Below are 23,326 nucleotides of genomic sequence, written 5' to 3' on the forward strand. Positions count from 1 at the left end.
TATTTTAGAACGTTGCTGGATATTCAAACTCTGGTTTCCAGCCATCATTACGTCCGCTTCCCAAGAGTGATTGCGCTTCATGATACGTTGAAAGCAAAAATTTGTGACGTTTTTCTTTCGTGTCGCCTGTTTGTTGAATAAGTGTTTCACGTAGCGGATGGTGGCTGGTAATCAAAAATTCGTTGCGGTTGTGTAGGCGATCTAAATATTTGATATTAGGAAGTCTATCAAATTTCCCCCTTTCGCCCCGGTTACATTCTTGCGATGCCAAAACTAAGTTCCATACACCATCGATATTTCCTATCCGTTCGTTCAAAGCGTGAGGAAAAAAATGGTCTACATCGGCTAAGTTTGTAGAACCTGGCTCAATCGAAATATCTGCAAACGAATAAAAACACTTGCCCTTCTGATATCCGTTGAGTGCATCACGGCATGAGGTAACATCTACCCGCCGCCTGCGATCGCTAAATGTAAACAGCAGTTCATTATCTGGGTTGTAACCAATAGATATTAAATTACGCGAAATGTTTAGTTCCCAAGCTGTCTCTACAAGCCGCCATCGTGCTTCCACTTCATGAGGTAAGTTTTCAGACTGGAGCTTTTTTATCAGTTGAAATAGCTCATCGGTCAAGACAATACCTTTATTAGACCCTCGGCGCTCATCCATAAAAAACCGTACCGCCGTTTCTCCGACGCTAAGGTTATGGAAAGCATCAATCACATTTTCAAATCCACGCTGCACGGTGGTGTCAATCAATTTTGTTTTAGTTATCTCTCCGTTATTAAACTGGCGACAAGCATCTAAAAAGCGGCTGGAAGATGAGGTAGTTTGCTTATCCACAATTTTTAAATGCTCGATAATATGCCTTGAATATGGTTGTGCTAACTCCTCCAAGGTGATGATACTTTTTCCTTGCGGTGCTAATTCCAACAATGACTTTGCCAGTGCAAATTTATAACACGCAACGTTTTTACCAAACAATATAATTGAGCGCCAATAATCCTCTGGCTTCGGGTCAATTGCAAAAAACTTTGACTCGCTCATTGTATTTTTAGATACTCATAACTTTCGGCAACAGCCTAGCTTATGAGTGACTAAAAACACATCGATTACAACACGGATATCAGTATTAGTCGGCTAATAGTTTGTTGTAAACTATGCGGGTTGTAGCCGTAGGCGCATCATGACTCATCGGTATCCGTTCAGTATCATTCACCCAACCGCTTATTACGGTCAGCGTGTAGCGGTTTATTTCAACCTGCACTATCGAGTCTTCTCACTCAAGTCAGGGGGAAAAAGCGGATCGCTGCTAACTCATGCTGGTGTGTGTCAACTAAGGGATGCCGTGTTTGAGGTTGAGGGCAAAGGACGAGAACGTGCTGTTAGGCAAGGTCGCAAAAATGTTCACGCCTATGTTGTGGGAATTTTAGAGTTGTTAGGGTGGGATCAACTGACTGATAACGCAGTGCGATCGCTCATAGAATTAGGCTACCAACGGGTAACATATAACCTGCATCCCGACCACCCACAGTTTTATTGCAAAGATACAACAAGCTACACACCAGTGAAGGCTTCAAAATCTGTGATTTTAACTGGAAATGTGGCTTTAGCTTTGGAATGATAGAAGTTCTTGAGACGGGCGGCTTAACCTAAAGCCTCATTCTTGTGGATACAAGATATTTTGCCAAGCTTGTTTTAGTTCCTGTTCTACTGAGGAGCGCAACATATCATCAACTTCAATTCCTAGTCTTTGAGCAGCGTACTCTATCAACTGATTCCGCCAATAATCTACGTAAATGTATCTTCCCGCTTTCAAACCTGCTGGAGACATCAATTTAAGAAACTCAAAAGCTATATTTTTCGCTGTTTGTACTGTGTCTTCCATTTTTTCTATCCTCTAGTAATGGCCATACAAATAGATTGTAAATACATAGTTTACTATGTAAAATATTAGAGTAAGCAATCGCTCATTCTGACTATCCCCATTAGAACCATCATGAAGCTGCAACGTATTGAGGCAGGTGAATATCTTACCCCTGATGACAGGTTTTACGTCCGCAATACCTATTACTCCAACGGGACACCTGGACGGAATAACGCAGCTAAGGGCTGGTTGATTGAAGATAGAAGCGGGGCAACTCCATTTCGCTTCAGTAGCACCCAAATGAGCAAGCTGAGGCGAGTGGATACGCTGGCACAGGCAAGAGAAATTGTGGCAGAGATTGTTCAACGTGATGCTGACGCGCAAAAGCTACGCCAAGCCGGATGGTGCAAGGAAGAAAACCCACAGCAGCCAGGGGTTTGTTGGCGATCGCCGTACACTGGTAGGTTGTTAACACAAACTGAGGCATTACTAGAATTAAATTTAATGTCATGAAAACATGAACACACTAGAACTAAAATCAGGAGATAAAATCGGAGTATTTTTCTATGACGACAAGCGAGGTAGTAAAGCCTTAATTGAAGAAATTGATAAAATATCACCAACTGGTGTAGTTACTCTAAAATCGGGGACTCGCTACACTAAATACGGAAAAGAAGTTGGCGCTCTTGGCGACCCTACCCATTTATGTACTGTAGAAAAAGCTACTGCTGTCATAGAAAAAGCTAAACAACGTCAGCAACAAAAAGAAGAAGAATATAAGGCATACGTAGCATCACCTGAAGGTAGACGTGATAAAGCTGCGGCATCAGCAGTAAATGCTGCTATTAAAGTACTCAATCAGTATGGCTGGTATGCTGATGTTGATGGTCACATGGATGTAATAGAAGCAGAAATTGAGGAAATTATAAAAAAATATCTCAGCCAACACGAACCTATTAACTAAATTAAGTTTCTACTAATGTTCTATGGATACCGTTGCTATACAAAAGATGATGAGCCTTTAGGTTGGCTATACACATTTGACTGTAATCTTGAATATGCTTGGACTAACAAAGATTTACATTGGTGCAAGCATTGGAAGACAGAAAAAGGAGCTAAAAAACACTTTGATTATTACAATAATAACTGGCGATTTAAGAGTAAAGGAGGTTATCTCAAAATTGAGGTAATGCCAGAGTTTTCTAAATCCAAATCTTCTGCTAAGTCTAATCAACAGCTTTGGAATGAAGCTAACCGTGATAAAGTTTATCAGTCACAAGAAAAGTACAATCAAAAGCGCCCTATAATATCGTTTCGTCCGAAAGCCGAACTCTTGCAATGGCTGGAAGAGGAACGATGTACAGATAACAATGGTGAACCTGAAACTGATGCAGCGCTACTCAATAGAAAATTAGAAAAGTTGAGAAAATTAGAGCAACAATGATTTTAAGACAGTGAAAGCAGAAGAATTAAAAGAATTAATTATTAATATCCTTCAAGAAAAGCCGAGATTTTTTGATCATGTTAATACTAAAGATGTCAAAGCTCTGCTATTAGAACATTATAATATTTCTGTAAGCGAAAAAATGGTTATTAAAGTGATGATGGAAATAGTGAAAGAAGGGATAAATAAATTTGGTGGTGATGGTTATGAGTGTGGGGATGGTAGTACACTAACATGGTCTGATGAACACGAAGTAGCTGGTTCAAAAATGACAGGACTTCATAAGTATTGGTGGTTTAATATTTAGTGAACTCTAATGAAATTTATTTTTAATAAAGAATTTAATGATGAATAATCTAGACCGCCTGCTGGTAATATTAAAAGAACAAGCCGACTTAATTGATAAACTTAATACACGTTCTGATTTTCGCTATAAAAGTACACAAAAGCTAGTGTTGGATTATGGAAAACCTTTTGTAACCAAGGTCAAATCACCATTTAAAGGCGAACCTAAATCATGCTTTGAAAATTGTTACAAGGCATTATGGAACTACCCGCAACTAAGTTACTGTGAAGGTTTTGCTATTGATGATGAGTTGAATTTAGCAGTATCTCATGCTTGGTTAGTTAACAATTCTTTGGAAGTGATTGACCCAACTTGGATTGGTAAACGATTTAAAGGTAGTACTTATTTTGGTGTCATATTCAATAGAGAATTTGTGATGGAGATGGCAGAAATTACTAAAAGTTACGGAATTCTTGATAGCGACTATATGAATGAACACCAACTTAAACGAGAAGGTTTTTCACCATCAGCACTTCATCCCGTATTTCATTCTTCTGTAAGTGTGGCTGAGTGACATAGTTTTAGAAGCGATCGCTTCTCCAATCCTCTAAGAAAATGCCCTACCCAAACGGTTGCCCCCAGCGCTCCCACATTTCTTTATTAAAAGGCGATCGCCACTTCTGAATCATTGCCTGTTCTAAAGTTTGCCGTGCTTTTCTTTCTACCGGAGCATCCCACCAAAATCCAATATTAACCGCCGTCTCCATCTGATAGCGATAATGTAAGTCTTGGTAACTGCTGATGTAATCTTTGCAACCATGAGTCCCACGCCAGCGTTTGTTACTTCTGCACGTCTCACCCACATACAGCAAAAGAGAAGCAGCAGAATCAATCACAAAATACAAAGCTGCTTGACCAAAATCATCTGGCATCCGGTAAAAAGCCATTGATTGTAAATGCAGCTTAAACGGGTCTATCGCTTCTGGGTCACAGTGCGCTGGAGCTAGGTCAAACAGTGTCACCTGCTGTGGTGGTTTACTCTCCCTAACTTGTTGCTGATACTGAAATATTTGCGCTTTCCACTTCAGCAGGGCATTAGCATCCATCACCAATGCCTCTGCTCTACGTGCTGGTTTGGGCATTAAATCTGCAAACAGGTTTAGTTGCTGGGGTTCCACAGTGCAATGTAATAAATCTGACCAGAGTCATAATAAAGCATCACTGTCAGGTGTGATCGCTCCAGGGGAAAACTTTGCGATTTACTGACTATCTAAAAGGAGGATGGCAAAGGAAGATTTAACAAGTCATGCTGGAAGTAACACCAATAAGTTTTTTATGAGGTGTAACATGACTATTACTTTAAATCACACGATTGTGCCCGCAAGGGATAAAGAAGCTTCAGCAGAGTTTTTTGCCAGTATTTTTGGTTTGAGGGTTGAAAAAGGTGTAGGCCACTTTGTGGCTGTCCAAGTAAATGAAAAACTCACACTAGATTTTGACAATAGAGAAACATTTGAGTCGCATCACTATGCATTTCAGGTGAGTGATGAGGAATTTGATGCCATATTTGCGCGAATTAAAGACAAAGGCATCGAATATAGCAGCGACCCTATGCATCACAATAAATGTCAAATCAATCACAGGAAAGAAGGACGTGGCTTCTACTTTTATGACCCCAACGGCCATAACTTAGAACTTTTGACCCGCGTGTAAATATTTACTTAACTACCTAAGCGGTTAACACCACAGGCATCCCTCCGGTTTTTAACTTTTTAAAAATCAGCCGCCTTTGATTCGTAGAGGAAAATTGAGTTACCAGTTTTCCTCTAAGAAATTTTGCCGTATTAAATTACACAAATTAAACTTCTGTTCTAAGATACGAGGGAAGCAGTAGTTTATCCCCTGCTTGGGAACCCAAGAAGCGATCGCTTAGTCTTACACTCCGTATGAAGTATCATATTTGCGAACTAGAAGCGGCCCCCGAATGGCTCACAATTGAATCAATTGATTACATTGCCGAATGTCTGGAAGCTTGTGAATCGCTGGAAATGGTGGCAGATTTACGGGCAATCTTCCCAAGAGCTGCACTACGCTCGGCTAGCACAAAGGTAAGCGATATTCAGCGCCAAAAACTTGTGCAATGGTTACAGCTTTTGAACCAAGAGGAAAAAGCAGCATAAGAGTTTTCTTAGAGGAAAAGCGATCGCTCGAAGAGCATTAGTATTTATTGTTCAGTCCAAGTAGAATATTACCTTGGTCTGTTTTGTCGCACAAAAGCATCAGCGTTACTGAACAATTAGGCATATATAAGGATGTGCCACTGTGCTTAATTGCGCTTAGATTCTTCAAACCAATATTAAACTTGAGTACCTATTTTTAGCACTAAAGATAGAGACATTTTTGAAAAGTTGAAGCAAACTTGTAAGAGCAACTTTAACTATTCAATAATGGTGTGGTAATGTGGCTAAAATATGGTGTAGATGAAGAAGGTACATTAATATATATTGAAAATGTCACTAGTGGCAAGACTACAGTTAAATGTCCTTATTGTCATGGTGATTTAACTGCCAAAAAAGGCAAGGTGAAAGAACATCATTTTGCGCATAATGACCAAACCTGCCGCCCCATAGCTAACCGAGAATTTCCAACTCTACCACTGTATGACAATTTCAACATTCAGCTATCAGGTAAAGATTTGGAGCAATTAAAACTGCTGTGGAGAGAGTATGGTTCCAAAAATTATCCAATTGATTATCACTTAGTTTTTCCTGGTTTAATAAAAGCAGGTGTGTTACATAAAAATGTTTACATAGTTCCAGCTACGTATGAATTCAGCAATTTAGGTAAAATTCCTGTTCGAGCGCTAGATTTGATGCATTTTAACGAAGTGCAAGAGCCACTATTACTTAAAAAGCTACTGAAGTTGAAGCTAGCTTTTGAACACGCCAAACACAAAAATGCCCCAGATTTGGCATACAGACTCACTGATTTAAAACTGTACCGCACTCAACTTAAACGTATATTATCTTGTTCACTCTATTTTTTAGAAATTGAAACGAATAAAGGAACTCTGTACAAAATAGGAGTTACCACTAAAACTATCAAAGACCGATTAGCAGAAATTAAACTAGATTTATTAGCACATTACCAAACTGTTGCTATTAAGGTGTTAGGAACCTGGGAACACCGAGGGAATATTGAATTATATTTTAAACATCGCTATCGTAACTTTAATTATCCCATTGGGAGTTTAACTGAATACTATAAATTTAATGCTGAGTCTGCCAAAATAGTGCTGCACGACCTGCAACAAATGAAACTTAAAATACTTTCTCAAGTAGAAATAGATATTTTAGAAGATAAGTCTAGCTTAATTCAAGTGGCTGCTTAACTCAAATACTCTCACTCTATGGTTGCGATGCCTGCGGTGTATCGCAACTGTAGAACATAAAAACTACAAATGTGATTTTACCCCCCGCGTGACCAAATTTTGAACCATAGCTTGACCAAAGGTGTCACTTAAAGGAATAAGTGGTTCTTGGCAACTTTTGGTGATCTAGGTTGGGGAAAGGCAGAGGGCAGAAGGAAGGAGGAAGGAAAAATTCCCATAATTGAAGCTTTGCTTGGATTTTAGAACATCTGCATCACAAAAAAGCCGTAAGCGATCGCCCCTTGAAGTCACAAACCCCACGCCCGGATAAGAAAACGTTTTAAAACCTTCTGCCTTCTGCCTTAAAGTGCGTAACCTTCATCATCACCAAAATCTGACAAGAACCAAAAAACTGAATAATTCAACTTTCCTCTTATAAATATATAAGTATTAATTTATACAAATTTTACTTGTGCTACAGGGATTGAGTTAGGTTGAGGGGAAGCATTATCTTCCGCCCCTCGGAATAACTCCATACCACGTTATTGTACTAAATTATGCTAAAACCAGATTCATATGTTAAAACTGATACTCGTGCGTAAATTATTTATTTTTACGCAATTAAAATTCTTCATTAATCGGGGATGTGTCATGTCCATATCAATTTTGAATACCCTAAAAGAAATAGTTCAGGTAGCGGAGGGTACTGCAAATACTACAGTACATTGGGTAGGTGAGACGGTGACGGATGTAACAGGCTGGGCTGAGGAGAGGACTAAAGATACACTTAATTTCGTGGGTGAAACTGCTCAGAAAACTTTAAAAACCGCTGAAGATGTTGCTAAGATTGCTAGAGCGATTAATAACAAAACCATAACTTTTGCTGAGGATGCGGTAACACGCGCATATTTAGCGGCTAAAGGGGAGCTAAACTACGACATCATCAAAGATGGCCCTTTACTAAAAAGTATGAAAGATTTACGGCCTGGCGATATCTTGCTTAAGCAAGGTGGAATTGAGGTTACTGACCTTGGGGGCAAACTTGGTATTGAGGAAGGTGTATCGCTAATTATCGATGGTGTACAAATCGTTACTAACCGATCAAATCACAGATATATTGGAGCGGGTTTGTTGGGACATGCAGCCATCTACATTGGGTCTGGCGATGTTGCCGAGGCTATAGGGGCGGGGTGTACTATCCGAGAACTTGATGGTGACTATAACAAGAATTTTAATTTCTACGCTATCCGCCCCAAAGACGAAAAACTTGCGCAGAAAATTGCAGAGCTTGCCAAAAAGTACGCTTCAACCAATAGGATTTCCTACTCTCGATCTGGGCTTCCCTCTGCTGTAATAGGTGGGACTATCTCAAGTACATTAAGTAGCGATCTAACAAAGCTCAAACGCCAGGGATTGGATAGTGAAGGTAAAACATCAATGTTCTGTTCGGAATTTGTTGCCTTCATCTTAAATTGCACTACTGACGATTTGGGGCATCCGCGGATTATAGCTGTATCCCAAGATCGCATTACACCAGAGGAAATTTATGTACAATTACGGGATAATCCAGATTTCTCTTATATTGGTGAACTGCGCAAAAATGTACGTTAATCAAAATCTTCCTCAACCTCCAAAATTTTTTGTCTTTGTTTAAACGCCTGGAAAATCAATCTAAATGCTCCTTCTATAGAAGGAGCATTTAATATTTGGAGATGCTCCTGGCATTACAAGTATGTTCCAATTTCAATTTGTCACCAGCCTGAAACCCATGCATGACAGGACTTTAGGAAAAATATCACCTCTAAAAAGTAGCGGACATTTCTTAGAAGCTCGCATTGTTCAGGTGTTAATAGACCTCTTGCACGAATAATGTAAGCATGAAAAAATACAGGTCAAAAAACAAAGAGCAATGAGCTACGAACAGATAAAAGACCTGCCACCACCAGAATTCAACCGGTTATGTGGAGTGCATATTGCTACGTTTAAGAAGATGGTAGAAGTTCTAAAGCCAGAACTAGTCAGAAGCGGGAAAAAAGGTGGACAGCCAAAGTTAAGTGTGGAAGACCATTTACTAGTAGCACTGGAATATTGGCGAGAATATCGTACTTACTTCCATATTTCTAAAAGTTGGGGTATACATGAATCCACTGTATGCCGGATAGTACGGAAAGTAGAAAATATCTTGATTAAATCAGGAGCATTCCGACTACCAGGGAAAAAAGAATTACAAGCAGCCTATGAATGGAAGGTATTGGTAGTAGATGTGACTGAAACCCCAATAGAACGCCCAAAAAAAAACAGCGCCGATACTATAGCGCTAAGAAAAAACGGCATACTTTCAAAGCACAATTGGTAGTTGACCAAGCTAGTGGCAAAATTCTTTGTACAGCTTATGGAGTTGGTCGCATCCATGACTTTCGTTTATGGAGAAATACTAAGGTCAGATTTCATACTTCACAGTTGTGTTTAGCTCTTCAAGGTTATCAAGGTATTGCTAAACTCCATCCCAACAGCTGCATACCCAGTAGGAAACCTCCTGGGGAAAATTTATCTACTCCAGAACGCCAGCACAATCGTCACTTAGCTAGCCTACGTATTGTTGGCGAACATCTCAACCGTCGATTAAAAATTTTTCGCATCCTCAAAGAACAATATCGGAATCGTAGAAAACGTTTTGGCTTGCGATGCAATTTGATTGCTGGACTTATTAACTATGAACTTGCTCTTTTTTCTTGATTCATGCAAGAGGTCTAATAACTCTAGTTGAAAATCTGAATGCTCAGGTAAGGGGCCAGGAGCAGGACTATATCGCTTCAATCCCGCCCCTTTTTTTGATTGATGAGGCTCTCCGTCACCAATCATCGTTTGTCTAACTGCCGAGTTCAAACCATCCGCCCCAATCAACAGTTCTGCCTCTACTGTCTTGTTTCCATCAAAGTAGACTTTGACACTGTTGTCATTTTGCTCAAAACTAATGCACTGATAACCGAAATGAATATTTTCAGTTGGTAATGCAGAGGCGAGGATTTCTTGCAAACGTGACCAGCGGATCTGCAACATTGGCTGACCATATTTATCCATTAAGTTCACAGCTTTCTGGGCAATGATTTCACCACAGCTTTTTTTTAAGGTCAGCATTCGAGTTTCGCTACCCGCCTGTTTGAGTAAGTCGGTGATTCCGGGAGCAATTGCTTCGAGACTATGCAAGCCGTTCGGTAGAATACTTAGACCAGCACCTATTGGGCGCAAAACAGTTGCTTTTTCATAGATTTGAGCGTTGATACCTTTTTTATGAAGTGCGATCGCTACTGCTAAACCACCTAGTCCAGCACCAATAATAGCTATTTTTTTGTTCATAATTATATAACTGACGCAGAAAAAGCATAATTTTTGAAATTTCTCAAAAGTTACTATTAATTTTTCAATTTTTTTTGTTTGATTTCTTTACTTTAGATATCCAGCCTTTGTATGTATCCAAAATTTTTGAATAGGGAATAGTTGTTTCAAAAATCAAGTCAATAAGTGAGGGTGGAAAATTATTGGGAGATAGTTTGTGCAGAATTTTAGCAATACTTTCTCTTAAGAAAAACTCGATAAATAATCGAGTAGACGAAGGAAAAGCATAGTCGCCTAGCTCAACTAAAGCAAGGCCATCCGGCTGACGGCGTATAGTAAACTGTTCGAGAGCCTCAGCTAGATTGTCAGAATACTCATCCAATAGATTGTCAAATACAACCACATCTTCAAGTGCAGCATTGCAACCTTGACCAATAGAGGAAGAGACTGCATGTGCCGCGTCTCCTATGAGTAAAACATTATCATCTTGGTGATAACGGTTACAGCGAACTGTTAAAATTCTCGATATTGGTTTATTGAGAAAAGCTTCGGCGTCCTTGTCCGTCATTAATCGACCAATTTCTGGAAAATTACCCTGAAAGAATTTGAGAACTGCTTCTACTGTGGAAAGACTAGCTACTTGATTTTTTTCTGGCGGAAAGTTAATTGCACCACTCATTGTTCCATCGACTTGATGTAATGCCACCATAATTGTTCCGTCATTTAGTCTCCAAGTATGGATATTATCTACTTTCAATTGTGTGCTTGAATTTTCGCTACTATCTAAGTAAATCGATTTGTAGTCAATGGGATAGTATTTCTGTTCACATTCAAAATCTTTTGCAGTCATAAAATACTCTCTAACCGCAGAACGTGCTCCATCCGCACCAATTAATAAATCGTAATGAGTAGTGAATTCCTCTTTTGTTTCTATGTTTCGCAACTTTATATTTTTTGACGCTAAATCGACAGAAGTACATTGGCAATTAAAGTGAATATTAAGGGTACTATTATTGTACTTTTCAGTCAACTTTTCTAATAGAGCAATTGTCAAGCTTGTACGGTCAAGTGTGGTGAGAGGTTTGTTTCTTGGCGTCAATCGCGTCTTGCCATTTTTTTGGTGAAACAGGGTTCCCGTCATTTCCACACTAATGGCTTTGACCGCTTCTTCTAAGCCCTCAATTTTTTTTAAAGCATTCATTCCCCTTTCATTGAGAGAAATGGGGAAAGTTCTAGATTTTGAAAATGGGACAATTCTTGGATTACTACGACATTCATAAATATCGATTTGGTATTTGTTGTCACGACGCAACAAGTAATGAGCCAGCAGAATTCCGCTAGGTCCAGCACCCACAATAGCTACTTTCTTGAGCATAATTCTCAGACTAAAGCAATGATTGCAAAACCCGAATATTTAATTTTACTTATTAAAGTCGTCGTATTTGATTTATGAAATTACTTTAAGAGGCAATAAAGAAACAACATAGTATTGATTAAGGTACAAGCCTACAGATTTTTTCAAAAATCAAATCGGATTCCTATATTTCTTTCTAAATAAGTTTGAAAAGAATTTCATCAATCTTAAGAGGGATTTATTGATAAGGCTTTAGAGATATTAATCAACACTATTTCATCACCTCTAATCCAATCAATAGATATAAGACAAATCCCATATTCAGGGCAGTTTACGGAAGCTGCGAAGAAGTGGAAAATTCACCATTACAACAATCAGGTTTAATTTTTGAAAAAATTACGTACACCTTAAGCTTGACTTCATCCATTTTTGATTTAATCAAGCAGCATAAACAGCAATATCTCTCAAACTTTAAAATAAAACACGAGGAAATTTTACAATTTCGGTTGAGAGGTGAAATGAGCAGACCCGCCTAAAAGTTACGCGCTTGGAATATGTTGAGCCACGACCGTGCAGAAGTGTTGCGAGGTAATGGCTTTGAAAATGACTCACTATGCCCGATTCCAGCACTACGGAGAAATTTTTGCTTACTTTTTGCTTACTCGCTTGTCAAGGCTGGGAAGTATGAAAAGCAACATTCAGAGCAGCCAAACAACTGTTAACTAGTTAACACAAGGGATAGAGATTCAAAAGCTTACCCAGTAAGGTTTTTGTCCTTGTTTTGAAGCTTGCAAAGTATTTTTCGCTACTACTATAATCTACGAGAATCGCTTTGTCTGATGGTGATTACAATGCTTAACAACTTAATAGACTTGTCCGAAAACTCCAAAGCCAGACTGTTCAAAGCTTTGAGACAAAACTTTGATATTTGCGTCAAAACGTAATTACAAGGGTTTAAGATAGTTACTGATAGTATAGAGGCATAAAAATCAACTCCTATTTTTCTAAATTTTCTAGTTATTCCTAGTTGCTAAGTTGGTAAAATTAAACTACCTATCCTTAATCTAACCAACCCACATACTGTTAAGATAATTTGCTCATAAGTATCGAGCTTTAATCGAAATCTTTGTGAGGCTATGCGAAATATTTTAAGTAATCGAATTAAATGTTCGATGAATATTCGATTACTAGACAAAGCCTTATTTTCATCTTTTTGCTGTTGAGTTAATTCTCGTTTTGGTTTCTTTTTATGAGGAGTAGTGATGTTTTCGCCTCCTTGGAAACCTTTATCACCTGAAAAGGGTTGAGATTTATCAAATTTATTTTGAGATTGACGAAACAATTTTATATCTGCTGTTGGCCCAGGAACGCCCACTTCCACCTCCACAATATCCTTACCTTCTGGTATCCCGACCATTAGACTTTTCAATGTATGTTGTCTCTTCTTGCCAGAAAAATATTTTTGTTGTTCTTTTTGGTCAGAATTCCTATAGATTGGCTGTTCTAGGCTATCGACTAATAGCCTAAAATTGGTTAATACTTCCTGAACAAAGAGTAATTCGCTTTCATTATTTGAGACTTGTTCTAATAAACTAGCTGGTAAAATATCTCGCAGTATTGGTATCCAAGAATGAAAAGTATCGTTGGCTTCTGTCTTAGATATCCCAAATAACATTCCTAATACTTGAAATGTCGGCATCTGTCTTAAATAAAATAGACATAAGCATACTTGTTCTTGGATTGATAATAATTCTTTGCGACCTCCACCAGCCGCATTAATTCTTATTTTTCGGCTTTCTTGCTGAATTTTAATTTCTTGGTGACGTTTGCAGGCACAATTTAATAGTGATTGTAATTGTTCGTAACTAATCCCTAAAATTTGTTTTGTTCGGTGTGGGTACTTTTGGATATAATCAAAAACCATAACTAAGTTTGAAAAATGGTAGACACTCAATTCAACGTTTTACCATTTTTCTTTTCCTAAGTTAATATTTCGGACAAGTCTAATAAACCAGTTTGCGCTCACAAAAGTGCAACAAAAGTGCTGACTATTATATTGATATGAGTTTAGTAGCTATAAAAATATGAAAATCATTGTAAAGAGTGGGTACAGATTACCAGAAAAAATCAAATTCGAGTCCGGGTTGGTTGTGAATCCGTTCGGTACGGAGTTTACGATTCCCGATGGAGAAGATATCAGTAAAGCGCAATTTTACTGGGACGTTATTGAAGAAAATTATCGCGGAGAGATGGAACACGCCGGGTATACCATTAAGGCGTGGGACAAAGCACAGCAATATTTTGAAGTATCGCAAGAGTAGGTCAATATTAAAGAACATTATTTTTGCGATCGCTCCACCCACAGCTTCAGAAGGACAGCATTAACCCAGTTGAGCAATGCTGGTATTCCGCTAAGGGTGATACAAGAGATATCAGGACATAGGAACTTAGAACAGTTGCAGAAATACCTTGAGGTTAGTGATGAGCAGGTATTAGGTGCGGCGGCGAGTTTGGCGATGTTGTCACCTGTGGGTAGAAGTGGTGTAGAAATTGATATTGATGAAAAGGTAGAAATTGATGCGAATAGTCCCCGTTAGGGGAAAGTGGTTATGGAAAGTTGACCTTCAAGGTAGTCGCTGCTCCCTTCTCCAAGGTTTCCATCCCCGTTAGGGGTAGTTGTTTAGGAAAGTCTGTTGTCCAAGTGGTAATAGCTGCTCAGGCGACAACGTTTCCATCCCCGTTAGGGGAAGTGGTTATGGAAAGCTTCCGAGGAGAATTCGGATTCGACTTCTTCACCTTGTTTCCATCCCCTTGCGGGGCAATGTGATCGGAAAGAGTTCACTTTTAGAAATCTTACTGAGCAAGGATTTCAGATACCCAATTCGACACCACTTTTATTAGTGTCAACAAGTACTGAAAATTGTCAATAAATTTAACTGTTCACAGCTTGGAAACTTTACTGTGTAAGCAATCGACACCAGTCAACGAAGTTATGCGGTTTTCAAGGTTCGGGCTAGTGGTGTCGATGGAATGCAACACACTAGGGTAAAGGGTAAAAGATGCTACTTAAAACTGTCAACTGTTGGACAGAAAAGTTAATGCTTGTGGAGGAGATGTCGGGAAATATAATTTTGACGACATTTTCAACAGTGCATCTATTTAGACTATGACGCTTTATAAAACCCAAAAATAAGCCTGTATAAAAGGCAACTTTTTTGAGGCATCTCACAGGAGTTTTTAAAAGGCTCGACGCGTAAAGCGTGAAAACATTTACTAACTGGACGTTTTATAGAATACTGACATATCTAGGGAATATATTGATGAGTTGTCTTTTTTTTGATACTGTTAAAAACGTAAATTAAGTAATAACCCTTAGGGTTATAGTATCCTTTATGAAATTGAGTAACAAACTTAGCATTGCTGCCGCTGGGGTAGTTATGGGACTTGCAAGTGTCAGCATACCTTCTAGCGCCCAAGCTGCACAGTTATTTAAGTTAGACTACAATTTAGGCGGGAGTAGTGTTGATGCAACTTTGACCACTACTGATTTAGATCCTGTAACTAATAGCTACACAATTACAGACATCACTGGCACAAGAACATTCCAAGATGTTACACAAACCATATTCGGACTGCTGCCAACAGGTACTGATGTAGATGGGACGCTAACTGACAACAAGTTATTTGCAAATGCTCCGTTTCTAGACTCTAATGGCTTCGGTTTCTTTGTTAACAGTGGTTTATTGAGAGTGTCTGTGAGTCCTTTTGGCGTTGGCGGCGCTTTTGGCGACTACGGTGAGTGGAATGATCGTAGAACAGGTGTCGGAGGTTCCAATTTTAATGTTACCAATATCACTAACGCCCGGCCAGTTCCCGAACCCACTACAGTAGCGGCTGCTATTGCATCTGGTGCAGGTTTAATTGCAGCCAAATTGAAGCAGCGTAAGAAACAAAAAGCTTCTCAGGCTGCGTAATCTTAAATTATCTATGTTACGGCATCTACCACTTAAATATAATTTTTATACAAACTAAAACTGTTATCTAAATTAGTCCCTTTTTTAAAACTGTAACTAAGTCGTCTTGTAAATTGATTCTTGTTTTGCCCTTGCTTAATTAATTGAGTATTTGAGTAAAACTTCAAATGAGTAATTACTCAATCTTTACCAACTGGATTATCTAAATATGCCTCTAATGCTTTAATGACAATACTTGTAATGCTGCTACCTTTGCCTTCCTCTATGGCTCTAATCTTGATTTTGTTGTGCAAACTGACGGGTATTTCTGCATTGAGTCGAGTAGTTTCTTCCTTGCTGGCTTCTTCAATAGCTAAGTTCTTAAGCTCATGTTCCCGCCGTGTCTTCTTCGCCTTAAGTACCATGCTTGATAAACCTCAACACTTCTTTTTTAAGTGAGTCAATTTCTTTGGCAGCATCACTGTTGGGTTCATTGAACACAGTTAAACCTTCTGCTGCTGTTGTCGGATAAGCTACCCGTTGAGTAGTTCCAGCTTTGAGTACAGGTAAGCTGTAATCTTCCAAGGCGTTAGTAATTTCTGTGCTAAGTTTGGTATTTTTGATAGCACGACTGATAACAAAAACAGCTTTTGGCTTACCCTCAGTCACTTCCCATCGTGCGGCAATGATATCAACCAAATCAGCGCAAGCCCAAATATCATAGGGACTTGGTTGTACTGGGATAAGAACTAAATCGGCAGTTTTGACAGCAGCCGCACTGAGTTTGGCGATTTGTGGCGCTCCATCAATAACTATCCAATCATATCCATGCGAAATTGCTTGCAGATCCTTAGCTAGTGTCTCTCGGTCAAGTCCAACAACAGGGATAATGCTGCCGCCGTTGGCTTCATTCCAGTCTCTAGTACTTCCCTGTGGGTCAGAGTCAACGAGTAAAACTTTATATTCATCTCGCTGTAGAGCATGAGCGAGATTAGTTGCAATGGTCGTTTTTCCTGATCCTCCCTTCTGGTTCAGGACAGCGATAACTGTTGGCATTTATGGACTCCAGCATTTTTGAGTAAAAGCTCATTTGAGTAAATACTCAAAGTATCAAAGCATGATTTCACTGATAGGGCAAGTTGTATATCGCTGGATTTAACATCAGTGATCGGGCTAGTAGCGATCGCTCCAACATCGGGATAGGGATTTATTACGACATTGGGGTTAAAAGCTAAAGTCATCGGTAAAGGATGGCGAGTTAAGCGCACTGACCTGGAACAGTACGTTGATAAGCTGTTTTGAAACTCGCCAAATTAAAAAGTCACTTTCAAAAAAAATGTCTTTCAAGAGTACGTTGATAAATTGCTGCAAATATCGCCAAATTACGACAGTGTGAAACTCGCCAATAGCATAGAAGCGGTATAGCTATTTGAAACAGTGGCGAGATTTGGCGTGATTTAACACCAGTGTTCAAAAAGGCGATCGCCCCTTTGGGAACCATAAAGGCATTACCAAGGGATGAAAGATGGAAGCTAAAAGTCAAATCCGATTGAAGAAACTGGTATTGCCAATCGTGTTAGGGGTTATCTCCAGTTGTGCTGTAGCTACTGCATTCCGATACTGGCAGGCGAAAACACAAGGTTGGTGTGTTCGTGCTTACCCAGATGGTAAAGAAGAAGTTCTATATGGTAGTGACTGCCAAAAGCCAGCAGACTGAGCAATAGAGAAAAGTCTATACACCCCACTAATGCACCCCATAACTTTTATGATGCTTATCTGCACATTTAAGAAATGGGGTGTTATGATTGGGGTGTAAGACAAAGTAAAAGGTATTTCTCAATCATGACACGCTCACTAGAACAAATTGCAGAAGGTAAAAATACTCAGGATTTAAGAAAAGAAGCTGTTGAATTTTTACGTAAAACTAAAATACCTTTTGTACAGCAAGGTATCGAACGTACCGCAAGCTATATCCAGTCCAATGGACGTAAGCAAGATTGTGTAGAGTACATCAGTTTGTGTGAAGCAACACTGGCACAAGAACCGAAAAAACCTGCCGTAGAAACTGCTGTAAAAACACTAGATACTACAACTAAGCAAACACCAGTTAAAAATTCTAAAACTCGCAAAAATACCAAAAAACAACCTGTAGAATTTGTAGAACCTGTAGAAATTAAACCTGAACCGATACCCGAAAAGATTGAAGCTACAACAGAAACAACCAGACCAACAATAGAACACTCAGAATACTCTGATTCTGAGGCTGAAAAGCTTGGTATAGCCAAGAAACTTTACTATGCAACTGCTGCCAAAGATGGTTTAACGGGGTTAAGAGAATATCAATTAAATCTGTGTAAAACTCAAAAATACTTCTTACCAGAGTTTGCAATTTTGGTAGCACGTACCAGAGTAATTATTGAAGATTACGCTAATGCTAAAAGTCCAGACGGTAAGGCACACCCTGGCACTATTCAAAAGATTCGTGTGGATGTAATGCGATATCTAGCTGATATCGTTAAGCCAGAGATTGATAAATTCCCGCCAGTCAATGACCGCACACTTGAAGATATTTTTAACGAGTTTGAAGCTTCTGTTCGCGGTGCGTTCGCAGATATCGGCAAAGCCAAATATGAACTCAATCGCAAGAAGAATGAAGCGGCTGAGGAAGATGTAAGAGCTATCAAGGTCAGTCCATTTATTGAATGGGCTATTGACCAAGTTTCAGATTTACCAGAGTCACCAGCCAGATGGAGAGAAGTTGCGATCGCCCTAATGTTGCTCACTGGCCGTCGCCAAAGTGAAGTAATGAGTTCAGGGATTTTTAAATATGCCGACGAAACTCACGTTATCTTTGAAGGACAGTTGAAACGTCACGTTGCAGAACTGGTAGAAGCCGAAAAGATTCCCGTACTTGGGAAAGCTGCTAGAGCCGTTGTGAATGCTATTAACTGGCTTGAAAGTCATGGTAAGCGCACCATACCAACTGAACGTACACCAGAAGCACTACAAGCAGCTGCTAAAAAATCTCATGACCGATGCTCTAGATATATTGCAGAGGCAATGGATAAGCTCTCTGTATACTGCCAAATAATCAATAACAAGTCTTGGGAAGTTACAGAGAACGGCAAACTAGTTAACAAGTTCAAAGGGCATTTATGCCGTCAAATCTACGCTCAGGTGTGTAGCGGTCTTTTCAACGATTCCAACGAGTCCAAAAAACGTGCGTACATTAGCCGAATACTACTAGAGAATCGTGACGCTGCACTAATTTATGACCGTGACATTGAAGTGAAAGATTGGGATGAACTTAAGCAACTTTGCGGAGTGATTGAGGAATAGCCATCGTTATTGCCTCACCCTGACTACATTAACCAAGAAAGTAAACAGGTAAGAAATACCCCATGTATAAATTTTTTAATTACTTGGGGTGTTTAGGTTTGGGATATGTACGAGCAAACAGCTTTAGTTCCTCGGTCGGTGGTTATTAAAAAGACCCATCTAAGCTGTGTATTTAAGCGGTTTCTACACTTAGAATGCAATACTTCTTACTACGCAATGTAAGACACTGTACATATACAAAATTTTTATATATACATATTAAACAATACACATCTATCTTGAGGTAGAAATAAAGAATACTAGTTTTTCAGTATAAACTTTGTTAAAACAAAAAAATCGTCAAAATAATACTTTCTTTTTCTCAATTTTTACCTAAAAATTAAGAGTATTTGCCTTAATACTGAGTTATTTAAGTAACAATATTTTTTTATATAAAAGTTTTAATATAAATAATTTAAATATTTATCCTTTGGTACGTTTTTTCAGTACCAGCTATTGTTGTATATGTAAAATCATTAATAAATCCTTTGACTTTGAGATAAGATATATCAATTTTAAAATTGATACTTATTTTAAGTACCGTGCTAATCTTTGAATATCGACTTCAAAAAACAACCACATAAATTATGAATAATATTTTTGTACCTATTGCCTTTGTTGCAATGTTTTTGGCAGCTATTGCTGTTTTACCTGACAACCCACAACGATTAAATCCTGGAGAAGCAGCAAGAACTGCGAAAGATCTTGCTGAATTCGGAAAATTTGTAAAGGAAGGTGGAGAGAAAATTCATGATAATGTAACAAATACTAGAAAGTTTATCGATGACAGACAAACTGATTTTTATAATGACCAAGCTAGGCAAAATTTAGAGAATGATATGCACGAGAAACGCGAACAAATTTATGATGACATAAATGACTATGCTGTAGAAAGAGAAAGAGGAAGACGAAGAACAAACAATTATTAAGTTAGAGCTTAATTTAATGCTACTAGTTGTGGATAAAAACTGAAACTAGTTGAGTAGAGAAAAACCACTAGAGAAAAAACTGGTGGTTTTTCTTTAATCTTTATTTACTCAAATAGTTGCAGTAGAATAAATTACCATAGAGTATTTAATTATCATCTTGTTTCAATCTCTTTTTAATCCACTGAGTCAATAGAGGCAGAGTAATACGGTACTTTTCTTCGGAATTGTAAAGCAAGCCTTTTTCTTGTAAGCCCAAAATGGCACTTTGGAGACTACCACCTCGTAAAAGATTATGCTTCTGGGTGTATTGACGGCTGAAAGGTGTTTCAGTAGGGTTTAAAGCTAAACACTCTAGGACTTGTACTTGGCTTGGTGGCAGTAATAACAGTAATGACTCGAATACTACAGATAGATCTTTTAAGAGATCATCAACTACTTTTTGTACTTGTTCTGTCCCAATTTGTTCATTTGGTGCATATGTAGCTTCCAATCGTCGAACTAAAGTCTGAGTATCTCCTAAATGCCCTTCTACTGTATTTAAGAAAAGTTTTAGTCCCTCCTCATTAAAGGATAATTCTCTCTTATTTAGCCAACATATTAAACTATCCTCTTTTAGAGGTGAAAGATTTATATGGACTACTGTGCTTTGGTTATTTTCGTCAACACCTGTTTTTATGTTTACCTCAGAAATTGTAGCCACTACAACATAACTTACTAATTGTTGTTTGTTAATTGTATTTTTTAAAAAATTTTCCCATATATGGTCTTTCCTATCCCAAGAGCGAATATGAGAAAAATTCTCTAAAATCAAAACAATTCTTTGTTTTAGAGCTTCTGCTAGTTCTTGCGGTAGCTTAATTAAAACTCCAAATGCCTGGAATAAAAACTTATCTTTTTCGTGTCCAGTCAGTTTGTTTTGACTTTGCGCTAATCCAAGTTGTAGTCTATTGTTGGCATCGAAATTCAAATCAAATAGATTTTTAGCAATGTTTATGTGCCACTTTTGTATACGATTTAAAGCTTCTTCACCTTTAAAGGTATGGATTATACCTTGACATAATTGTTTTATAAAGGTTTCTTTATTTATGGCTTGAATGCAGTCTATCTTTAATACTTTTACATAGGCTTGACGAGAAGCTTGCTGTATTAAGATATGCCGACCACTGCCAGGTACTCCAGTGATTAATAAATCCTCATCATTTTCTAAGGCATTAATAATGCGTTTAAACTCATTTTCTCGCATTATAGGCACTGCCGAGTTTGTATCTGGAGATGGAAACTGTATGGTTTGCGACATTTTACCTCTATCTGTGGACGGTTATAGCTGGTAGGTTCTGGAGAAAGAGTAATTGGGCAATAATTATTTTGATGTTTACAGCTACATAATAGCATTGGTACTTAAAATACGTACCAAGTTATTAAATATCAAGTAAAGCAAATTTTTAGTGTATAGATATTAGCGGAAGGCATTACCCAAAGTTCTCACACTTCCAAAACATTCCGATCGCTTCACAACCTTCCAGTCCCTTCCATAAATTCCAGCCCCTTCCAGTCCATTCCAGCCCGTTCCCGCAGCCTCTTGTAGTATTACAGATGTTACAAAGTCTTAAAACCAGTTTTTGATACTCCTGAAGCTGCTATCAAATACTTAGGAAATTTAGCGATATTTAGCACACGCATTTATAATTTTGTACTTATACTTAGAAACGAAAAAAGTTGCCATTTTTTGCCTTTAAAAACGGCTGAAACGTTTGTATAGCAAGCTTTGTGGCGGTCACACCTGTTTTCACAACTTATTAAACCAGATGTGTAAGGTGTGTGACTGATTTTTGGTGATTAAAATAACACACAAGGTTACATAGCTATATCAGGTTTACAGAATTTCAAAACGCTTAAGAAATTTAGCAATATTTAGCACATACATTTATAAAATTGTACTTGTACTTAGAAACGAAAAAAGTTCTCATTTTTTGCCTTTAAAAACGACTAAAACGTTTGTATAGCAAGCTTTATGGCGGTCACACCTGTTTTTACCACTTATTAAACCAGATGTAAACAAGGTGTGACTGATTTTTAGTGATTAAAATAACACACAACGGTGATTAAAACCGCAAGTAACTTTTAAAAACACGCCGGAGTGCTTCAAAGCAAATCTGACAGTCCAGGAAAGTTTTAGAACGTTGCACAAACGTTATAGAGGCGGAAAGCTATTTAGAGGCATCTAGAAGCGTCTGTAGCGCGTGTTGGCGATTATTTCAGAGCTTACTATGTTAAACTTTTCAAACGCTTTAAGGCGATTTTAAGGGCAGTTTAGCAAAGGGCAGTGATTTAAAAATGTTGTGAAACGTTCTGAAGCGATCGCCAACCTTTTGAGCATCCAGGGTCGGGTTTCGCAGTAACGGGGGTTATGCCATAAAATTTTAAAAAAGCATAACCTACTTTAATGTCATGACCGTCATGACCAACATTCAAGAATTGATTGAAAAGCTGCAACAGCTTGAAAAAGAACGAGAGCAACTGCTGAAGACACCGATGTCACCACCAGGTGTTTGGATACATGAGTACACAATCACCCGGCGCTACCCTGGCAGTGGGAACATCGAACATTACGTTTATGCTAAGTGGCAGGCAGACAAGCCAATTTTCAAACGTCATCCTAAGCCAAGGTTGGAAGGGATAGTCAAGAAGGGCAAAGACCGGGAATTTACCTGTCATCAGCACATTGGTAGGGTTGGTAGTTCAACAGGCTTGGGTATGGATGATAAGGTTGAGGATGCTTATGAGGAATGGAACAACCGCAAACGTCTAGAGGCGATCGACCAAGCACTCAAGGAAATTGAAATCGCGCTCACGAAGGTTATGCCGCAAGAAACTAATGAGGCATAACCTTGTTGGAAGCGATCGCCAAAAGTTAACAGAAATGGGGTGTAATTAATGCTGTGCAGAATTGCTGAAGATTCTGGTCAACAGAAATGGGGTGTATAAAAATTTGTCACAGGTAATTATATTGCAGACATGGGGGTGTTGCAAAAGTTGTGTACTTATCAAAGGTATAAAGAAATGGGGTACTAAAAAGTTGTGTAAAATTCGATGGCATAGTGAAATGGGGTGCAAAAGTGGGGTTTATATAAGCTATGGGGTGTAACTTAGGGGTGCTTTAATGTCCCTAGCAAGCACTAAGAATGCGTAATATTAAAATGCTTAGTATAGTTAAAAGACATGGGGTGCAGAGTCAGGGGTGTATTGCAGACATGGGGTGCAGAGTCAGGGGTGTATTGCAGACATGGGGTGCAGACTCAGGGGTGTATTGCAGACATGGGGTGCAGACTCAGGGGTGTATTGCAGACATGGGGTGCAGGCTCAGGGGTATACAACACCCCACTCATCGATGAGTGGGGTGTTGTATACCCC

General features: G+C 38.7%; 28 protein-coding genes and 1 pseudogene. 19 read left to right on the forward strand and 10 right to left on the reverse strand.

From position 1 onward, the window contains the following. Positions 1 to 4: 4 nt before the first annotated feature. On the reverse strand, positions 5 to 1,045 hold the full coding sequence (locus AACU33_RS37375) for an HNH endonuclease domain-containing protein (protein WP_096595797.1): 1,041 nt from the start codon (positions 1,043 to 1,045) through the stop codon (positions 5 to 7). Between the two features lie 139 nt (positions 1,046 to 1,184). Here AACU33_RS37375 and AACU33_RS37380 point away from each other — a divergent pair, with 139 nt between their 5' ends. Then, on the forward strand, positions 1,185 to 1,622 hold the full coding sequence (locus AACU33_RS37380; RefSeq protein ID WP_096595799.1) for a hypothetical protein: 438 nt from the start codon (positions 1,185 to 1,187) through the stop codon (positions 1,620 to 1,622). 36 nt (positions 1,623 to 1,658) lie between these two features. On the opposite strand, the gene AACU33_RS37385 is transcribed toward AACU33_RS37380, so the two are convergent. Continuing rightward, complete coding sequence (locus AACU33_RS37385) at positions 1,659 to 1,886, reverse strand: hypothetical protein (protein WP_096595801.1); 228 nt, start codon at positions 1,884 to 1,886, stop codon at positions 1,659 to 1,661. Between the two features lie 111 nt (positions 1,887 to 1,997). Between AACU33_RS37385 and AACU33_RS37390 the strand changes: the two genes are divergently transcribed. Genes AACU33_RS37390 through AACU33_RS37410 form a run of 5 tightly spaced genes read left to right on the forward strand, consistent with a single transcriptional unit; the run spans position 1,998 to position 4,169 of the window. After that, positions 1,998 to 2,378, forward strand: coding sequence for a hypothetical protein (locus AACU33_RS37390; RefSeq protein WP_096595803.1), 381 nt, complete (start codon positions 1,998 to 2,000; stop codon positions 2,376 to 2,378). A gap of 4 nt (positions 2,379 to 2,382) precedes the next feature. After that, positions 2,383 to 2,829: a hypothetical protein gene (locus AACU33_RS37395; protein ID WP_096595805.1), complete on the forward strand. Its 447-nt coding sequence runs from the start codon at positions 2,383 to 2,385 to the stop codon at positions 2,827 to 2,829. A 15-nt stretch (positions 2,830 to 2,844) separates the two neighbouring features. Beyond that, the gene (locus tag AACU33_RS37400; protein WP_096595807.1) at positions 2,845 to 3,309 is read left to right on the forward strand and encodes a hypothetical protein; all 465 of its coding nucleotides are present in this window, start codon (positions 2,845 to 2,847) and stop codon (positions 3,307 to 3,309) included. 10 nt (positions 3,310 to 3,319) lie between these two features. Beyond that, the gene (locus AACU33_RS37405; RefSeq protein ID WP_096595809.1) at positions 3,320 to 3,616 is read left to right on the forward strand and encodes a hypothetical protein; all 297 of its coding nucleotides are present in this window, start codon (positions 3,320 to 3,322) and stop codon (positions 3,614 to 3,616) included. Between the two features lie 37 nt (positions 3,617 to 3,653). Then, positions 3,654 to 4,169 carry a hypothetical protein gene (locus tag AACU33_RS37410; RefSeq protein WP_096595811.1) on the forward strand — a complete coding sequence of 172 codons (516 nt, stop codon included), beginning with the start codon at positions 3,654 to 3,656 and terminating at the stop codon, positions 4,167 to 4,169. Positions 4,170 to 4,215: 46 nt separating this feature from the next. On the opposite strand, the gene AACU33_RS37415 is transcribed toward AACU33_RS37410, so the two are convergent. Continuing rightward, positions 4,216 to 4,737, reverse strand: a complete 522-nt coding sequence (locus AACU33_RS37415) for a hypothetical protein (protein ID WP_096595854.1) — start codon at positions 4,735 to 4,737, stop codon at positions 4,216 to 4,218. 205 nt (positions 4,738 to 4,942) lie between these two features. Here AACU33_RS37415 and AACU33_RS37420 point away from each other — a divergent pair, with 205 nt between their 5' ends. From AACU33_RS37420 to AACU33_RS37445, 6 genes are all read left to right on the forward strand, one after another. Next, positions 4,943 to 5,308 (forward strand): VOC family protein, encoded by a 366-nt coding sequence (locus AACU33_RS37420; protein WP_096595855.1) that lies wholly within the window; start codon positions 4,943 to 4,945, stop codon positions 5,306 to 5,308. Between the two features lie 233 nt (positions 5,309 to 5,541). Next, positions 5,542 to 5,775, forward strand: a complete 234-nt coding sequence (locus tag AACU33_RS37425; protein ID WP_096595812.1) for a hypothetical protein — start codon at positions 5,542 to 5,544, stop codon at positions 5,773 to 5,775. Between the two features lie 278 nt (positions 5,776 to 6,053). Further along, positions 6,054 to 6,986, forward strand: coding sequence for a GIY-YIG nuclease family protein (locus AACU33_RS37430; RefSeq protein WP_096595814.1), 933 nt, complete (start codon positions 6,054 to 6,056; stop codon positions 6,984 to 6,986). 630 nt (positions 6,987 to 7,616) lie between these two features. After that, complete coding sequence (locus tag AACU33_RS37435; RefSeq protein WP_339376591.1) at positions 7,617 to 8,576, forward strand: hypothetical protein; 960 nt, start codon at positions 7,617 to 7,619, stop codon at positions 8,574 to 8,576. A 121-nt stretch (positions 8,577 to 8,697) separates the two neighbouring features. Beyond that, complete coding sequence (locus AACU33_RS37440) at positions 8,698 to 8,835, forward strand: hypothetical protein (RefSeq protein WP_339376592.1); 138 nt, start codon at positions 8,698 to 8,700, stop codon at positions 8,833 to 8,835. 39 nt (positions 8,836 to 8,874) lie between these two features. Further along, a protein-coding gene (locus AACU33_RS37445; protein ID WP_339376593.1) for an IS5 family transposase occupies positions 8,875 to 9,701 on the forward strand; the annotation gives its coding sequence in 2 pieces (ribosomal slippage) (positions 8,875 to 9,262 and positions 9,262 to 9,701; 828 coding nt in all). On the opposite strand, the gene AACU33_RS37450 is transcribed toward AACU33_RS37445, so the two are convergent. The 3 genes from AACU33_RS37450 to AACU33_RS37460 form a co-directional block, all read right to left on the reverse strand. Then, complete coding sequence (locus AACU33_RS37450) at positions 9,588 to 10,322, reverse strand: FAD-dependent oxidoreductase (RefSeq protein WP_096595818.1); 735 nt, start codon at positions 10,320 to 10,322, stop codon at positions 9,588 to 9,590. The genes AACU33_RS37445 and AACU33_RS37450 overlap by 114 nt on opposite strands. Before the next feature lie 64 nt (positions 10,323 to 10,386). Further along, positions 10,387 to 11,676, reverse strand: coding sequence for an FAD-dependent oxidoreductase (locus AACU33_RS37455; protein WP_096595820.1), 1,290 nt, complete (start codon positions 11,674 to 11,676; stop codon positions 10,387 to 10,389). A gap of 1,009 nt (positions 11,677 to 12,685) precedes the next feature. Next, a complete protein-coding gene (locus AACU33_RS37460; protein ID WP_096595774.1) occupies positions 12,686 to 13,579 on the reverse strand; it encodes a transposase family protein in 894 nt (297 codons plus the stop codon). 220 nt (positions 13,580 to 13,799) lie between these two features. On the opposite strand from AACU33_RS37460, the gene AACU33_RS37465 reads away from it, so the two are divergent. From AACU33_RS37465 to AACU33_RS37475, 3 genes and pseudogenes are all read left to right on the forward strand, one after another. Then, entirely contained in the window at positions 13,800 to 13,976 is a 177-nt protein-coding gene (locus AACU33_RS37465) for a hypothetical protein (protein ID WP_339376594.1), read from the forward strand. 33 nt (positions 13,977 to 14,009) lie between these two features. Further along, a pseudogene (locus AACU33_RS37470) lies at positions 14,010 to 14,252 on the forward strand (tyrosine-type recombinase/integrase); the annotation flags it as partial. A gap of 795 nt (positions 14,253 to 15,047) precedes the next feature. Beyond that, positions 15,048 to 15,629: a PEP-CTERM sorting domain-containing protein gene (locus AACU33_RS37475; RefSeq protein ID WP_096595824.1), complete on the forward strand. Its 582-nt coding sequence runs from the start codon at positions 15,048 to 15,050 to the stop codon at positions 15,627 to 15,629. A gap of 179 nt (positions 15,630 to 15,808) precedes the next feature. Here the strand turns inward: AACU33_RS37475 and AACU33_RS37480 are convergent, their stop codons facing one another. From AACU33_RS37480 to AACU33_RS37490, 3 genes are read right to left on the reverse strand one after another with little or no spacing between them, the layout of a single operon-like run. Continuing rightward, entirely contained in the window at positions 15,809 to 16,033 is a 225-nt protein-coding gene (locus AACU33_RS37480) for a hypothetical protein (protein ID WP_096595826.1), read from the reverse strand. After that, complete coding sequence (gene parA / locus AACU33_RS37485) at positions 16,023 to 16,664, reverse strand: ParA family partition ATPase (protein WP_096595828.1); 642 nt, start codon at positions 16,662 to 16,664, stop codon at positions 16,023 to 16,025. The genes AACU33_RS37480 and parA overlap by 11 nt, the downstream gene beginning before the upstream one ends. Beyond that, positions 16,640 to 16,849, reverse strand: a complete 210-nt coding sequence (locus AACU33_RS37490) for a hypothetical protein (protein WP_339376595.1) — start codon at positions 16,847 to 16,849, stop codon at positions 16,640 to 16,642. The genes parA and AACU33_RS37490 overlap by 25 nt, the downstream gene beginning before the upstream one ends. Before the next feature lie 284 nt (positions 16,850 to 17,133). Here AACU33_RS37490 and AACU33_RS37495 point away from each other — a divergent pair, with 284 nt between their 5' ends. The 3 genes from AACU33_RS37495 to AACU33_RS37505 all read left to right on the forward strand — a co-directional run bounded on the left by AACU33_RS37495 (position 17,134) and on the right by AACU33_RS37505 (position 19,915). Then, a complete protein-coding gene (locus AACU33_RS37495; RefSeq protein ID WP_096595830.1) occupies positions 17,134 to 17,325 on the forward strand; it encodes a hypothetical protein in 192 nt (63 codons plus the stop codon). A 125-nt stretch (positions 17,326 to 17,450) separates the two neighbouring features. Continuing rightward, complete coding sequence (locus AACU33_RS37500; protein WP_339376596.1) at positions 17,451 to 18,947, forward strand: protelomerase family protein; 1,497 nt, start codon at positions 17,451 to 17,453, stop codon at positions 18,945 to 18,947. A gap of 626 nt (positions 18,948 to 19,573) precedes the next feature. Further along, a complete protein-coding gene (locus AACU33_RS37505) occupies positions 19,574 to 19,915 on the forward strand; it encodes a hypothetical protein (protein ID WP_096595834.1) in 342 nt (113 codons plus the stop codon). A 145-nt stretch (positions 19,916 to 20,060) separates the two neighbouring features. Here AACU33_RS37505 and AACU33_RS37510 read toward each other — a convergent pair whose 3' ends face one another. Beyond that, positions 20,061 to 21,212 carry an ATP-binding protein gene (locus tag AACU33_RS37510; protein WP_339376597.1) on the reverse strand — a complete coding sequence of 384 codons (1,152 nt, stop codon included), beginning with the start codon at positions 21,210 to 21,212 and terminating at the stop codon, positions 20,061 to 20,063. Positions 21,213 to 22,372: 1,160 nt separating this feature from the next. Between AACU33_RS37510 and AACU33_RS37515 the strand changes: the two genes are divergently transcribed. Beyond that, a complete protein-coding gene (locus AACU33_RS37515; protein WP_339376538.1) occupies positions 22,373 to 22,801 on the forward strand; it encodes a hypothetical protein in 429 nt (142 codons plus the stop codon). Positions 22,802 to 23,326 lie beyond the last annotated feature (525 nt).

It is taken from the genome of Calothrix sp. NIES-2098, assembly GCF_963875125.1.
Taxonomy (GTDB): domain Bacteria; phylum Cyanobacteriota; class Cyanobacteriia; order Cyanobacteriales; family Nostocaceae; genus Aulosira.

What these genes read in the sequence shown, in the direction of transcription:
- AACU33_RS37375 (WP_096595797.1), bottom strand. Translation starts at nt 1,045, where the DNA reads ATGAGCGAGTCAAAGTTTTTTGCAATTGACCCGAAGCCAGAGGATTAT.
- AACU33_RS37380 (WP_096595799.1), top strand. Translation starts at nt 1,185, where the DNA reads ATGACTCATCGGTATCCGTTCAGTATCATTCACCCAACCGCTTATTAC.
- AACU33_RS37385 (WP_096595801.1), bottom strand. Translation starts at nt 1,886, where the DNA reads ATGGAAGACACAGTACAAACAGCGAAAAATATAGCTTTTGAGTTTCTT.
- AACU33_RS37390 (WP_096595803.1), top strand. Translation starts at nt 1,998, where the DNA reads ATGAAGCTGCAACGTATTGAGGCAGGTGAATATCTTACCCCTGATGAC.
- AACU33_RS37395 (WP_096595805.1), top strand. Translation starts at nt 2,383, where the DNA reads ATGAACACACTAGAACTAAAATCAGGAGATAAAATCGGAGTATTTTTC.
- AACU33_RS37400 (WP_096595807.1), top strand. Translation starts at nt 2,845, where the DNA reads ATGTTCTATGGATACCGTTGCTATACAAAAGATGATGAGCCTTTAGGT.
- AACU33_RS37410 (WP_096595811.1), top strand. Translation starts at nt 3,654, where the DNA reads ATGATGAATAATCTAGACCGCCTGCTGGTAATATTAAAAGAACAAGCC.
- AACU33_RS37415 (WP_096595854.1), bottom strand. Translation starts at nt 4,737, where the DNA reads ATGCCCAAACCAGCACGTAGAGCAGAGGCATTGGTGATGGATGCTAAT.
- AACU33_RS37420 (WP_096595855.1), top strand. Translation starts at nt 4,943, where the DNA reads ATGACTATTACTTTAAATCACACGATTGTGCCCGCAAGGGATAAAGAA.
- AACU33_RS37425 (WP_096595812.1), top strand. Translation starts at nt 5,542, where the DNA reads ATGAAGTATCATATTTGCGAACTAGAAGCGGCCCCCGAATGGCTCACA.
- AACU33_RS37430 (WP_096595814.1), top strand. Translation starts at nt 6,054, where the DNA reads ATGTGGCTAAAATATGGTGTAGATGAAGAAGGTACATTAATATATATT.
- AACU33_RS37435 (WP_339376591.1), top strand. Translation starts at nt 7,617, where the DNA reads ATGTCCATATCAATTTTGAATACCCTAAAAGAAATAGTTCAGGTAGCG.
- AACU33_RS37440 (WP_339376592.1), top strand. Translation starts at nt 8,698, where the DNA reads ATGTTCCAATTTCAATTTGTCACCAGCCTGAAACCCATGCATGACAGG.
- AACU33_RS37450 (WP_096595818.1), bottom strand. Translation starts at nt 10,322, where the DNA reads ATGAACAAAAAAATAGCTATTATTGGTGCTGGACTAGGTGGTTTAGCA.
- AACU33_RS37455 (WP_096595820.1), bottom strand. Translation starts at nt 11,676, where the DNA reads ATGCTCAAGAAAGTAGCTATTGTGGGTGCTGGACCTAGCGGAATTCTG.
- AACU33_RS37460 (WP_096595774.1), bottom strand. Translation starts at nt 13,579, where the DNA reads ATGGTTTTTGATTATATCCAAAAGTACCCACACCGAACAAAACAAATT.
- AACU33_RS37475 (WP_096595824.1), top strand. Translation starts at nt 15,048, where the DNA reads ATGAAATTGAGTAACAAACTTAGCATTGCTGCCGCTGGGGTAGTTATG.
- AACU33_RS37480 (WP_096595826.1), bottom strand. Translation starts at nt 16,033, where the DNA reads ATGGTACTTAAGGCGAAGAAGACACGGCGGGAACATGAGCTTAAGAAC.
- parA (WP_096595828.1), bottom strand. Translation starts at nt 16,664, where the DNA reads ATGCCAACAGTTATCGCTGTCCTGAACCAGAAGGGAGGATCAGGAAAA.
- AACU33_RS37490 (WP_339376595.1), bottom strand. Translation starts at nt 16,849, where the DNA reads ATGACTTTAGCTTTTAACCCCAATGTCGTAATAAATCCCTATCCCGAT.
- AACU33_RS37495 (WP_096595830.1), top strand. Translation starts at nt 17,134, where the DNA reads ATGGAAGCTAAAAGTCAAATCCGATTGAAGAAACTGGTATTGCCAATC.
- AACU33_RS37500 (WP_339376596.1), top strand. Translation starts at nt 17,451, where the DNA reads ATGACACGCTCACTAGAACAAATTGCAGAAGGTAAAAATACTCAGGAT.
- AACU33_RS37505 (WP_096595834.1), top strand. Translation starts at nt 19,574, where the DNA reads ATGAATAATATTTTTGTACCTATTGCCTTTGTTGCAATGTTTTTGGCA.
- AACU33_RS37510 (WP_339376597.1), bottom strand. Translation starts at nt 21,212, where the DNA reads ATGTCGCAAACCATACAGTTTCCATCTCCAGATACAAACTCGGCAGTG.
- AACU33_RS37515 (WP_339376538.1), top strand. Translation starts at nt 22,373, where the DNA reads ATGACCAACATTCAAGAATTGATTGAAAAGCTGCAACAGCTTGAAAAA.